This is a genomic window from Streptomyces sp. 142MFCol3.1, from assembly GCF_000424945.1.
Classification (GTDB): domain Bacteria; phylum Actinomycetota; class Actinomycetes; order Streptomycetales; family Streptomycetaceae; genus Streptomyces; species Streptomyces siamensis.
Map to the genome: position 1 here is coordinate 251473 of NZ_AUKV01000002.1, position 12149 is coordinate 263621.

General features: G+C 73.3%; 11 protein-coding genes. 3 read left to right on the forward strand and 8 right to left on the reverse strand.

Features of this window, described 5'->3' with window-relative positions; genetic code table 11:
* Positions 1-198 precede the first annotated feature (198 nt).
* Positions 199-756 (forward strand): hypothetical protein, encoded by a 558-nt coding sequence (locus H305_RS53205; protein WP_028799217.1) that lies wholly within the window; start codon positions 199-201, stop codon positions 754-756.
* On the opposite strand, the gene H305_RS44345 is transcribed toward H305_RS53205, so the two are convergent.
* From H305_RS44345 to H305_RS0103670, 8 genes are all read right to left on the reverse strand, one after another.
* Positions 725-2278 carry an MFS transporter gene (locus H305_RS44345; RefSeq protein WP_051370346.1) on the reverse strand — a complete coding sequence of 518 codons (1554 nt, stop codon included), beginning with the start codon at positions 2276-2278 and terminating at the stop codon, positions 725-727. The two genes, H305_RS53205 and H305_RS44345, sit on opposite strands and share 32 nt — an antisense overlap.
* Before the next feature lie 119 nt (positions 2279-2397).
* Positions 2398-3420 carry a class II fructose-bisphosphate aldolase gene (fbaA, locus tag H305_RS0103640; RefSeq protein WP_028799218.1) on the reverse strand — a complete coding sequence of 341 codons (1023 nt, stop codon included), beginning with the start codon at positions 3418-3420 and terminating at the stop codon, positions 2398-2400.
* Positions 3421-3651: 231 nt separating this feature from the next.
* Positions 3652-4203: an orotate phosphoribosyltransferase gene (pyrE, locus tag H305_RS0103645; RefSeq protein WP_028799219.1), complete on the reverse strand. Its 552-nt coding sequence runs from the start codon at positions 4201-4203 to the stop codon at positions 3652-3654.
* Between the two features lie 31 nt (positions 4204-4234).
* Complete coding sequence (locus H305_RS0103650) at positions 4235-5026, reverse strand: aldose epimerase (RefSeq protein ID WP_028799220.1); 792 nt, start codon at positions 5024-5026, stop codon at positions 4235-4237.
* A gap of 35 nt (positions 5027-5061) precedes the next feature.
* Positions 5062-6069 carry an SRPBCC family protein gene (locus H305_RS0103655; RefSeq protein ID WP_028799221.1) on the reverse strand — a complete coding sequence of 336 codons (1008 nt, stop codon included), beginning with the start codon at positions 6067-6069 and terminating at the stop codon, positions 5062-5064.
* 67 nt (positions 6070-6136) lie between these two features.
* The gene (locus H305_RS0103660) at positions 6137-7786 is read right to left on the reverse strand and encodes a polyamine aminopropyltransferase (protein ID WP_028799222.1); all 1650 of its coding nucleotides are present in this window, start codon (positions 7784-7786) and stop codon (positions 6137-6139) included.
* Positions 7787-7909: 123 nt separating this feature from the next.
* Complete coding sequence (locus H305_RS0103665) at positions 7910-8428, reverse strand: DUF2617 family protein (RefSeq protein WP_028799223.1); 519 nt, start codon at positions 8426-8428, stop codon at positions 7910-7912.
* A gap of 591 nt (positions 8429-9019) precedes the next feature.
* Positions 9020-9337, reverse strand: coding sequence for a hypothetical protein (locus tag H305_RS0103670; RefSeq protein WP_028799224.1), 318 nt, complete (start codon positions 9335-9337; stop codon positions 9020-9022).
* A 184-nt stretch (positions 9338-9521) separates the two neighbouring features.
* Between H305_RS0103670 and H305_RS0103675 the strand changes: the two genes are divergently transcribed.
* Positions 9522-10709 carry a pyridoxal phosphate-dependent aminotransferase gene (locus tag H305_RS0103675; RefSeq protein WP_028799225.1) on the forward strand — a complete coding sequence of 396 codons (1188 nt, stop codon included), beginning with the start codon at positions 9522-9524 and terminating at the stop codon, positions 10707-10709.
* Positions 10710-10905: 196 nt separating this feature from the next.
* Positions 10906-12105 carry a membrane protein gene (locus H305_RS0103680; protein ID WP_028799226.1) on the forward strand — a complete coding sequence of 400 codons (1200 nt, stop codon included), beginning with the start codon at positions 10906-10908 and terminating at the stop codon, positions 12103-12105.
* Positions 12106-12149 lie beyond the last annotated feature (44 nt).

Consider the following 12149-nt stretch of genomic DNA (forward strand, 5'->3'; position numbering starts at 1 on the left):
GGCCGCGGCCCTTCCGTCGCGGCGCAGGACGTCCAGGCCGCGGTGGCAGCCGGGTCTGCCGCATTGTCCGTGATCGGTAACGGTTGCCCGCGGCCCTCGTGGAACGACGGGTTCCACGGGCACACTGCGATCACGCACGAACTGATCGTGCGCACGACAACGCGCGCACGGGGACGTGTGACGACGACGGGGGATCACATGCGTACGACGACCGCTGCCCGGCTGCGCGGGACCGGCGCCCTGGGCGCTCTCGCCGCCGCGGTCCTGCTGGCCACCACCGCCTGCCAGCCGGAGGACGAGGCGCAGGGAGCGGCGTCCCCGTCGTCCACCGCCTCGGCCGGCACCGAGGCCTCCCCCTCCGCCGGCGCGTCCGACGCCCCCTCCCCGACGGCGTCCGCCACCGCGAAGGACCCCGCCTGCAAGGGCTGGAAGGGCATCGACCTCATGCTGCTGCCCGGCGTACGGGCCGAGGGCGAACGCGCCCGTCTGAAGGTCCAGGAAGGCACCTGGTCCTGCCCGAGCACCGACATGCCCGTCTGGCACGCGATCGGCCCGAAGCACGAGATACGGCTCTCCGGGACGGCGAAGATCTCCGTGAACCAGCCGTTCTACGACACCGACGTCAACAAGCCGATGGACGTCCGTACCTTCCTGGACAAGGCCGACGCGGCGGCGAGCGCGAGCCGGATGTACTTCGCCTACACGATCGACGAGGCCGGCACGGTCACGAAGCTGGACCAGCGCCGGACTTCCTAGGCGTCCCCGGGGCGGGAGGGGCCGGGGCCGCCCGCCGGGGCTCCAGCGGGGGCGCCGTGACACAGCCGTGCGTGAGGCACTCGGGCCGCCGGCAGCCGGGCACCGGACGCCGTACGGTCGCAAAGGCCAGCACCGCCCCGACCACCAGGACGGCCGCGCACAACGGCATCGCACGCCGGAACGCGGCGTCGAAGGCGTCCGCCTCGCGGTAGGCCTCCGGGCCCATCCCGGCGAGCAGCGGCAGCGCGGCCACGGCGATCAGCCCCGCCGCGCGGGCCGCCGCGTTGTTGATCCCGCTGGCCAGGCCCGCCCGCTCGGTGTCGACGGAGCCGAGGACGGTGGCGGTCAGCGGCGCGACCAGGGTGACCATGCCCGCCCCCATCACGAGCAGCGCGGGCAGCACGTCCGTCGCGTACGACGCGTCGGGGCCCACCCGCAGCATCAGCAGCATCCCCGCCGCGCACAGCAGTGGCCCCACCGTGAGCGGGATGCGCGGCCCGATGTGCTGGGCCAGTTCACCCGAACGGGCGGAGAACAGCAGCATCAGGACCGTCGTCGGCAGCAGCGCCGTACCGGCCTGGAGCGGCGAGTATCCCGCCACCACCTGGAGCTGGAGCGCGGTGAGGAAGAAGAAGCCGCCGAAGGCCGCGTACACGCACAGGGTCACCAGGTTGACCGCCGTGAACTGGCGCGACGCGAAGATGTCCGGCGGCATCATCGGGTCGGGCCGCCGCCGTTCCACGAACACGAAGGCCACGCCCGCCGCGACGCCCGCGACCGCCGTCACGGCGACCAGCACGGACCCGCTGCGAGCCTCGATCAGGGCGTACGTCACCAGTGCCAGCGAAAGAGCGCCGAGAGCCGCCCCGAGCACGTCGAAGCCTTGGTGGGCGCGCTCGTCGGACGACTCCGGGACGTGCCGCAGCGCGATCGGGGCGCACAGCAGCGCCACCGGGACGTTCAGCAGGAAGACCCAGCGCCAGCCGGGACCGTCCACCAGCCAGCCGCCCAGGAACGGGCCCACGGCGGCACCGACGCCGCCGAAGCCCGACCACAACCCGACGGCGCGGGCCCGGTCGTCGGGATGGAAGGACGCCTGGATGAGCGCCAGGGAACCTGGGGTCAGCAGCGCTCCCCCGACCCCTTGCAGGGCGCGCGCGGCGATCAGCACGGTGTCGGTCGGCGCCAGCCCGCACAGCAGGGACGCGGTCGCGAACCACACCACGCCCAGCACGAAGATCCGGCGCCGCCCGAAGCGGTCGCCGAGCGACCCGCCCAGCAGGATCAGACCCGCCAGCGTCAGCAGGTACGCGTTCACGGTCCACTGGAGGGTCGTGAGTCCGGCGTCCAGGTCGCGGCCGATCCGCGGCAGCGCCACGTTCACGACCGTCGAGTCCAGCAACGCCATGCCGGAGCCGAGGACGGTGGTGAGCAGGATCCACTTGCCCGTGGTGGAGGAGATCCGTACGTCCGGTCCCGCTCCCGGCGTCTCCTGTGCACTCTTCTGCGAAGGCGCAGCCATACCTCGGAGGATACGGAAGGGCCCGGCACCGTGGGAGGTGCCGGGCCCGGCCGCGCGATACTGCCGCGAAAGGACCCGGGCGGCCGAGGTCCGGCCGCCGTGGGGCTTCCGCACGCCCGCTACTTCAGCTTGGTGCCCGCGGAACGCAGCGCCACGCAGGCCTCGCCGACGCGCTTGGCCATGCCGGCCTCGGCGAGCTTGCCCCAGGTGCGCGGGTCGTAGGTCTTCTTGGAGCCGACCTCGCCGTCGACCTTCAGGACGCCGTCGTAGTTCTTGAACATGTGGTCCGCGACGGGACGCGTGAAGGCGTACTGGGTGTCGGTGTCGAGGTTCATCTTCACGACGCCGTTCTCCAGCGCGGTGGCGATCTCCTCGGCCGTGGAGCCGGAGCCGCCGTGGAAGACGAAGTCGAACGGGTCGGCCTTGCCGTGCTTGGCGGCGACGCCCTCCTGGAGGTCCTTGAGGAGCTCGGGACGCAGCACGACGTTGCCGGGCTTGTACACGCCGTGCACGTTGCCGAAGGACGCGGCGAGCAGGTAGCGGCCCTTCTCGCCCAGGCCGAGGGCCTCGGCGGTGCGCAGGGCGTCCTCGACGGTGGTGTACAGCTCGTCGTTGATCTCGTGGCTGACGCCGTCCTCCTCGCCGCCGGTCGGGGTGATCTCGACCTCGAGGATGATCTTCGCGGCGGCGGCCTTCGCGAGCAGCTCCTGGGCGATGGCCAGGTTGTCGGCGAGGGTCTCGGCGGAGCCGTCCCACATGTGCGACTGGAACAGCGGGTTGGCGCCCTTGGCGACACGCTCGGCGGAGATGTCGAGCAGCGGACGTACGTAGGCGTCCAGCTTGTCCTTGGGGCAGTGGTCCGTGTGCAGCGCGACCGTGATGTCGTACTTGGCGGCCACGATGTGCGCGTACTCGGCGAGGGCGACCGCGCCGGTCACCATGTCCTTGTTGTACTGGCCGCCCAGGAACTCGGCACCACCGGTGGAGATCTGGATGATGCCGTCGCTCTCGGCCTCCGCGAAGCCGCGCAGCGCAGCGTGCAGGGTCTGGGACGAGGTCACGTTGATGGCCGGGTAGGCGAACTTGCCTGCCTTCGCCCGGTCGAGCATCTCGTTGTAGACCTCGGGGGTTGCGATGGGCATCTGTCCGCTCCTTGTATGTGCGGGTCTGCGTACGCTTGATGCGGTACGTAGGGACTGGTGCTTACGGCCCTGACCTAGGGGGGCGACGTCATCGTCGTCCCCATCTTTCCAGACTTGGCCGGATGCTTGAGACACCCTGTCCGGGATACGGGACCGAGCCGCGGGACCCCGCCGCCGGCGGGGTCCGTCCGGCCGTCGCGCGGGACCGCGAGCGTATGCCGGTGCCGGGCCTCAGTCGAGGCCCAGCTCGTCCTTCGAGAAGGCGAAGAGGTACGGCACCCCGGCGCCGGCCTCGATCTTCTCGGCCGCGCCGGTCGCCCGGTCGACGATCGTGGCGACGCCGACGACCTCCGCGCCGGCCTCACGGACCGCCTCGACCGCGGTCAGCGGGGAACCGCCGGTGGTCGACGTGTCCTCGACGACGAGCACGCGCCGCCCCTTGATCTCGGGCCCCTCGACCCGGCGCTGCAGCCCGTGCGCCTTGGCGGCCTTGCGCACGACGAAGGCGTCGAGCCTGCGCCCGCGCGCGGCGGCGGCGTGCAGCATGGCCGCGGCCACCGGGTCGGCCCCCATGGTCAGCCCGCCCACGGCGTCGAAGTCGAGGTCGGCGGTGAGGTCGAGGAGCACCTGCCCGACCAGCGGGGCGGCCTCGCCGTCCAGCGTGATCCGGCGCAGATCCACGTAGTAGTCGGCCTCAAGACCCGAGGAGAGGGTCACCTTGCCGTGCACCACGGCCTTGTCCTTGATCTGCTGCAGCAGCTCGCCGCGTGTGCCCGGCGGCATTACTGCGTTGACGTCGCTCATGTCCGCCAGCTTAGAGGCGCCGCCAGCGCCAGGTGGTGGTCGCCTCCAGGGGGTCGATGGGGGTGACCAGGCGGGGGAGGGTGTTCAGGCCGTTGGGCGGCCCGGTCTGCGGCTCCACGCAGACGGCGGCCTCCTGCTCGTCGTAGACGACGACCCACTCCTCGCGGCTGGCGACCTTCAGCTCGATCTGCCCCGGCCAGGTGAGCGTCACGTCGACACCGTCCGGCATTCCGAAGCAGTCGTCCCAGGGGCCGGGCTTCGGCTCGGTCCGCCGGCCGGTGGGCAGGTGGTCGTCGCCGCGTTCCTCCTGCCAGGCGGGGGCGAAGTCGACGCGGACGGCGTCGCCGCCGTCGAGGCTGCGGTTGAACCAGGGATGCCAGCCGATCTGGGCGGGGAACGAGGAGCCGTAGGTCTCCACGGACATCGTGAGCGTGAGGGAGTCCTCGGCCAGCGTGACGGCGTGCGTGACGCGCGCGGGGTGCGGCCAGGGCTCCACGAGGTCGTAGGTGATCACGGCCTCGTCCTTGCCGGCGCGGGCGGTGTGCCAGGCGCCGTCGCGGGCCGTGCCGTGGATGGCGTGCGGCGGGGAGTTCAGCGGCATCTGCCGTACGGTGGCGCCGTCGAGAAAGCGGCCGTCGCGGATGCGTCCGCACCACGGGACCATCGGGAAGCACCCGAACTTCGCGCCCTGCCTCAGCAGTTCGACGCCGCCGATCCGCAGACTTCCGATCCGTCCGCCGTTGGCCGGCGCCACGGTCACCTCCGCGTCGCCCGCGGTCAGCGTGATGTCTTCGTTACTCACGGAGTTGACCCTACTGGGGTGCGGGCACCTCGTGGTCAGCGGCGCTTGCGCAGGGCCCGGGTCAGGGCGATGGCCGAGGCAAGGGCGAGGGCGGCCGCCGGGGCGGCCCAGCGGAGGGTGGCGCGGGCGGCGGTGGCCTCCGGGGGCGGGACCGGCGCGTACCGGCCGCGCGGGGGAGCGTGGTCCACCTCCTCGGCGCTGCGGCCGATCATCGTCCGGCGGGCGTGTGCCGCCTCGGCCATGGCGTCCTCGCCGTCCAGCGCGTCCTCGCCGTCGTCCTCCACGCCGAACTCCTCCCCCGCGAACTCCCCTTCCATGAGGTCGTCGTCGGCCAGCGGGTCGAGGGACGGGGGCGGCACCTCCGCCTCGAAGACCGAACCGGAGGCGGTGGGGGAATCGGGAGCGGAGTCGGGTGTGGAGCCGGAGGCGGCGGCGTCAGACGCGTGTCCGGATTCGGGCTCGGGCGTGGGCTCGGGCGTGGCGTCCGGCGCGGTCGCGGAGCCGGGCTCGGGCCCGCCGACCGGCCCGTTCGCGGCGGCCGGCGGCGCGTCCGTGACCGCCTCCGGCCCGGCGGCGGGCCCGGTGGACTGCTCCGGCTCCGGTTCCGCGGCTGCCGTCGGGGCCAGGCCCGCGGCCAGACCCTCCGCGAAGCGGCTCAGCAGCCGGGTGCCGGCCGAGGAAACCGCGTCCGCGGGCAGCTCCGCCACGCGGCCGTCGCCGGTGGCCGTGCCGCCGAAGGCGAGCGTCGTACCGCCGTCGGCGGGAAGGAGGCGTGCGGTGAGGGCGAGTTTCACGGAGCCGCCGCCGCGGACCTCGCTCCCGTCGCCCTCGACGGCGTAGGAGCCGTTGTCCTGCGGGGTGACGGCGAGTCTGCCGCGATAGGTGATGGTGTGGCCGCCGACGCGGACCTTCAGACGGCCGGAGACGGGCGGCGTCCCCGCGTCCTGCTGGAGACCGGGAACCGCGCGGGCCACCCGGGCGGGGTCGGTCAGCGCCTCCCTCAGCCGCTCGGGCGGAACCGGAACGAACACCTCATGCTCCATGTCTGCCGAGCCTACCCAGCACGGCGCGGAACGCACCCGGGTATCACCGGATTCCCCCGCCTGCTCCTCAGTCGGCGTACCGCGGACGCACCAGCTCCGACGGCGGCAGGTCGCGGCCCACCCAGGTACGCCGGACCGCGCGGGCGTCGGCCGCCAGACCCGCCTGGGTGAGGGTGCGCGGCCGCGGGCCGTCCGACGGCAGCCGCAGGGGCACGGCCGTCCGGCCGGCCAGGACGAAGCCCCAGTCGCCGGGTGCACCGGACTCGCCGCCCCGCGCGCGGTCGGGGCCCGCCGCGAAGCCGGAGTCGCGGCCGCTCACGCGGTAGGGGGTGGTGCGCAGGCCGGCCGCCCGCATCGTCGCGTCCACGGTCCAGAAGGCCCGGGGGCGGGCGGAGACGGGTCCCGCGTGCACCACGAGGCGGCCGTCGGGGGCCAGGACGCGGCGGGCGAGTCCGTAGAACTCCTGGGAGTACAGCTTGGTGCTCGCGGTGATGCCCGGGTCGGGGAGGTCGGAGATCACCACGTCGTACGTGGAGGAGGCCGAGCGCAGCCAGCAGAAGGCGTCGGCGGTGGCGACGTGCACGCGCGGGTCGTCGTAGGCGTGCCGGTTGAGGGCGGACAGGGCGGGGTCAGAGCGCGCCAACCGCACCACCTGGGAGTCGAGTTCGACGACGTCGACGCTGCGCACCCCGGGGTGGCGCAGCACTTCGCGCGCGGCGAGGCCGTCGCCGCCGCCGAGGATGAGCACGCGCGCGTGCGGGCCGTTCATCGCGGGGTGCACGAGTGCTTCGTGGTAGCGCTTCTCGTCGCTGCCGCTGAACCGCAGGCGGCCGTCGAGGAAGAGGTGGAGGGGGCGGCCGTGGGTGCCGCCGGTGAGGACGACCTCCTGGACGCCGGTGCGGAGCGCGACGCGCACGTCCGCCCCGTACACCGCGTGCCGCGCGGCCCGTTCGAAGTCGTCGACCAGCGCGGCGGCCGAGGCGAGGAGTCCGAGGACGGTGACGTTGACGACGAGCAGGGTCCAGCGGGCGCGGCGGGTCAGGTCCCGGCGGAACAGGCCGAGGACGAGGGCGCCACCCGCGACGGCGTTCACCATGCCGGTGAGCAGGGCGCCGGTGAGCTGGCCGAACATCGGGAGCAGCAGGAAGGGGAAGGCGAGGCCGCCGACGAGGGCGCCCACGTAGTCCGCCGCGAACAGGTCCGCCACCGCTCCGCCCGGGTCCTGGCGGCGGATGCGCTGTATCAGCTCCATGAGGAGGGGGACTTCGGCGCCGATGAGCAGCCCGATGGTCAGGGAGAAGGCCACCAGCAGACAGCGGCATCCGTCGGCCCACAGACCGCCCCAGCCGCCGGTCCACGCGAACACCGCGTACAGGGCCATCGCGCTGCACCCGCCGACCAGCGCGAGGGCCGCCTCGACGGCGCCGAAGCCCGCCGCGGCGCGCGGGCGCAGGCGCTTCGCGGCGAGCGAGCCGATCCCCATCGCGAAGACCATGACGGACAGCACGACGGAGGCCTGGGTGACCGAGTCGCCGATCAAGTACGAGGCGAGGGCCACGAGTTCGAGCTCGTACACGAGTCCGCACGCCGCACAGACGAAGACACCGGCGAGGACGAGGAACCTCCCGATGCCCGGGCGGACCGGCAGCCGCGCCTGGCCCTGGACGCCCCAGGACGGCGGCGTGCCGGGGGGAGCTGGCGCGTGCGGATCGATCACGCTGGGAACGCTACGTCACGTCGCTGCTACGCCTCGTCACCCACACGTGTGGAACCGCGGCGCTTTGTGGCACCCTGTCCGCCCGGCGCAGCTCCCGCCCCTCGCCGCTCCCGCCCGGCGCGGTCACAACGCCGCCGCCACCCGGGCCCCGACCCTGGTGCGGGTCGCCACCAACTGGCCGTCCTGCGGATACGCGTGCCAGGTGCGCCAGTGGATCTGCCCCTCGTGGCGCTGGGCGAGCATGGCGGTGAAGGCGTGCGGGCTGCCGGGGAAGACGCCCGCGAGGCCGTGGGGGTGGTCGGAGACGAGGGCCAGCAACTCCTGGGCGCGGCCGGCGAAGGAGCCGGGCGACAGCACCTCGACGCGGGCCGCGAACTCGTACTCCCAGTCGTTGATCCGCTTCACCACGCCGAGCGGGAGGGGCGTGCTGCTGCCCGGGATGCAGGCGACGGTCTCGGAACAGCGGCCCCGCTCCTCCTCCAGGAGCACCTGGTGGGACGCGCCGAGGAGTCTCAACTGAAGCTCCACCCCTTCCAGTTCGAGGTCGAGCGTGGCCAGGGCCGGCAGCGGTTCGCGGCCGAGGGCCCAGGCGAGGTCGGCCGCGCGCGTGTCGGTGTACGAGGTGTTCAGGGTCGTGAGCATGGGTCGGCTCCGCTAGCACGCAAAGAGAGGTGGGGTTCCGGCGCACCCGGTCGGCACCGGGGGAACGGCCCGGCCAGCCCGGTCAGGAGGACGCCCGAAGGACGGACCTGAAGGGGAGAAGGACCGGTCCCACGGGCGTCCTGGGTCTGTAGGCCCAGGGCTGCGTTGGTGTTTTAGAGGGAATCATGAACTGTGGCGCCACCACAGCGTTTTTACCCAACTTCGTGGGGTTTCCATCCCCCCGAGGGCTCCACAGCTCAACTGTTCAACCACGGCGCGCGCCCGGCGCGCGCCCGCGTCTGCCGGAAGCCGCCCCCCGGTACGCGACCCGGGCACCGGATCCGCTCCTCTCGGCACGCCGTCGCATATGCCGTGCGCGCGTACCCCCGGCGTGCCACCGCGCCCGGCCCGTGCCCTCCCGCACGATGGCGCATCTCTCACGACACCGGCGTGCCCGCCGGCGGTGCTGCCCGGCAGGCACGGACACCCGCCCCTCCCCCGACGCGGACGTGCCCGTCGGCGCTGCCGGCCGACGGGCACGTTCGCGTGCTGCGGATGCGCTTCCCCCGAAGGGAGCTCAGCTGCCCCGTGTCAGCTGCCTCCCCCGCATCCGCCCCCGCCGCCGCACGAGGACCCGCCTCCGCAGGACGAGCCCCCGCCGCACGACGAGTGGCCACCGCACGAGTGACCTCCGTGGTGCCCGCCGGACGAACCACTGCCGCAGGACGAGACACCGCCCGCCCCGCCGGCCCACCAGCTGCTGCTGCCGCTGCCCGAGGAGCCGCGGCGTGAACGGCGGCCCCTCTTCGAGAGGTTGACCTGCCCCACCTTGTTCTGGCTGCGGTCGGTGGCCATGAAGGCCACGACGACCACGATGCAGACGACCGCCAGGATGATGCCGATGACCATGGCGTCGCCCTCCTTTCGTTCCCCCGAAGAGGCCCCCCGTGGGCCGTGCTTCCCGGATCTGTTGTCCTGTTCGCTTCTCTTGTCGCTTCGCGTCGTTCCAGGTGCCGGTCGTGCGTGAGAGGGGGATGCCCCCGCGCTCGGCGGGCCAAAGCAGAGTTGAGGAACTCCAGAGCTTGGGCGCAGGATGACCGGCATGACCTCCAGCGAACGCCCCTTCCTCAACCGCCGGCTCGCCGAGTTCGGGACGACGATCTTCGCCGAGATGTCGGCGCTCGCGGTGAGTACCGGTTCGATCAACCTCGGTCAGGGCTTCCCCGACACGGACGGTCCGCAGGAGATCCGGGAGGCGGCCGTGCGGGCGCTGCGGAACGGGCGGGGCAACCAGTACCCGCCGGGGCCCGGCGTGCCCGAGCTGCGCGCGGCCGTGTCCGCGCACCAGGAGCGCCGCTACGCGCTGTCGTACGACCCCGACACGGAGGTCCTGGTGACGGCCGGGGCCACGGAGGCGATCGCCGCCGCGCTGCTCGCCCTCCTGGAGCCCGGCGACGAGGTGATCGCGTTCGAGCCGTACTACGACTCGTACGCCGCGTGCATCGCCATGGCGGGCGGGACCCGGGTGCCGGTGACGCTGCGCCCGCACGAGGGCAGTTTCCGTCTCGATCTCGACGAGCTGCGCGACGCCGTCACCGACCGGACGCGCCTGCTGCTGGTCAACACGCCGCACAACCCCACCGGCACGGTGCTCACCCGCGAGGAGCTCGCCGAGATCGCGAAGCTCGCCGTGGAGCGGGATCTGCTGGTGGTGACGGACGAGGTGTACGAACACCTCGTCTTCGACGGCGCCGAGCACGTACCGCTGGCGTCCTTCCCGGGCATGCGCGAGCGCACGGTCACGATCGGTTCGAGCGGGAAGACGTTCTCGTTCACCGGCTGGAAGGTGGGCTGGGTGACGGCGCCGCCCGCCCTGGTCAGCGCGGTGCGGTCGGCGAAGCAGTTCCTGACCTATGTGGCGTCGGGACCCTTCCAGTACGCCGTGGCCGAGGCGCTGGCGCTGCCGGACGCGTACTTCGACGCGTTCCGCGCGGACATGCTGGCCAAGCGGGACGTGCTGGCGGCGGGGCTCGCGGCGGCGGGCTTCGAGGTCTTCCGCCCGCAGGGCACGTACTTCATCACGACCGACATCCGGCCCCTCGGCGAGTCGGACGGCTTCGCGTTCTGCCGGGCGCTGCCGGAGCGCGCCGGTGTCGTCGCGATCCCGAACGCGGTCTTCTACGACCACCGGGAGGCGGGAGCGCCCTTCGTGCGGTTCGCGTTCTGCAAGCGGACGCAGGTGCTGGAGGAGGCGGCGAGGCGGCTCAAGGCCGCGTGGTGAGCCCTGCGCCGCCCACTCGGCCCGCCGCGCGCGAGGGGGCGGAAAGGGGCGGCGGAAAGGGGCGCCGCAGCGGGCCCGGAACCGCTCTAGCACCGTGGGCGCCATCCGTGCGGGCGGCGCGCCGGGGCCCCACGAACGCTACCCGCACAGCCGAGCAAAGCTCGCAAATACCCCGTAAGTTACGCACAGTTCCGGTGTGACCCACCCGAGTACCCTCGCTCGCCCGGCTCTGACGGAGCCCGGGGACCGTGCCCGACCGTCCCGCCTCGCGCCCAGCCTGCCGGCCGCCGCGATGACGGCGCTGGGGCTGTTCGCCGCCGCGCGCCTCACCGGCATCCTCGCGCTCGCCGCGACAGCCTGGGCCACCGGCAGGCACCCGATCGTCCTGCTCGCACGGTCCTGGGACTCGATCTGGTACCTGGGGATCGCGGCGCACGGGTACGGCCGCACGCTCTACTTCCGTCCCACCGTCGTCCACAGCGACCTGGCGTTCTTCCCGCTGTACCCGGCGCTGGTGCGCGGCGTCACCGCCGTGACCCCGCTCAACGCGGCCACGGCGGGCCTGCTGGTGTCCTGGCTCGCCGCCGGGGCCGCCGCCTGCGGGATGTATGCGATCGGGGCCAGGCTGTACGGCCGCGCGGTCGGCACCGCCGTCGTCCTGCTCTGGGGTCTGCTCCCGCACTCGGTGGTGCTGTCGATGGCGTACACGGAGCCCGTGCTGACGGCCTTCGCCGCCTGGTCGCTGTACGCGGTGCTCGGCGGGCACTGGGTGTGGGCGGGCGTGCTGGCGGCGCTCGCGGGGCTGTCCCGGCCGAACGGCTTCGCGGTGGCCGCGTCCGTCCTCGCGGCGGCGGCGTACGAGGTCTGGCGGCTGCGCGCGCGGAAAGTTCCCCACAGGCTGTGGACAGGCGCGGCGCTCGCGCCGCTGGGCTGGGTGGGTTACGTGCTGTGGGTGGGGCGCCGCCGGGGCGATCCGCTGCGCGGCTACTTCGAGGTGCAGCGGCTGTGGGGCTCGCGCTTCGACTTCGGCGAGGGATCGCTCCGCTTCGTCAAGCACCTGCTGCTGGACGGCGACCGCCTCGTGTTCCCCGTGACGCTGGCCATCGTGGCCGCGGCCACGATGCTGTACGCGCTGCTGATCGCCGACCGCGCACCGCTGCCGCTGATCGTGTACAGCGGCGTCCTGCTGCTGATCGCCCTCGGCGGCTCCGGCTTCTTCGAGTCGAAACCGCGCTTCCTGCTCCCGGCCTTCCCGCTGCTGCTGCCGCTGGCCCGGGCGCTGGTGCGCACGGCGAGAGCCCGGCCCTGGCACGCGACCGTGGTGGTCGGCGCCCTGGCCGGGCTCTCTTTCGCGTACGGCGCGTATCTGGTGGTGATCGCGCACACACCGCTGTAGGGCCGACGTCAGGTGTGCCCCGGCGGGGCCGGGCGCGGGGAGCG

What these genes read in the sequence shown, in the direction of transcription:
- H305_RS53205 (WP_028799217.1), top strand. Translation starts at nt 199, where the DNA reads ATGCGTACGACGACCGCTGCCCGGCTGCGCGGGACCGGCGCCCTGGGC.
- H305_RS44345 (WP_051370346.1), bottom strand. Translation starts at nt 2,278, where the DNA reads ATGGCTGCGCCTTCGCAGAAGAGTGCACAGGAGACGCCGGGAGCGGGA.
- fbaA (WP_028799218.1), bottom strand. Translation starts at nt 3,420, where the DNA reads ATGCCCATCGCAACCCCCGAGGTCTACAACGAGATGCTCGACCGGGCG.
- pyrE (WP_028799219.1), bottom strand. Translation starts at nt 4,203, where the DNA reads ATGCCGCCGGGCACACGCGGCGAGCTGCTGCAGCAGATCAAGGACAAG.
- H305_RS0103655 (WP_028799221.1), bottom strand. Translation starts at nt 6,069, where the DNA reads ATGGAGCATGAGGTGTTCGTTCCGGTTCCGCCCGAGCGGCTGAGGGAG.
- H305_RS0103665 (WP_028799223.1), bottom strand. Translation starts at nt 8,428, where the DNA reads ATGCTCACGACCCTGAACACCTCGTACACCGACACGCGCGCGGCCGAC.
- H305_RS0103670 (WP_028799224.1), bottom strand. Translation starts at nt 9,337, where the DNA reads ATGGTCATCGGCATCATCCTGGCGGTCGTCTGCATCGTGGTCGTCGTG.
- H305_RS0103675 (WP_028799225.1), top strand. Translation starts at nt 9,522, where the DNA reads ATGACCGGCATGACCTCCAGCGAACGCCCCTTCCTCAACCGCCGGCTC.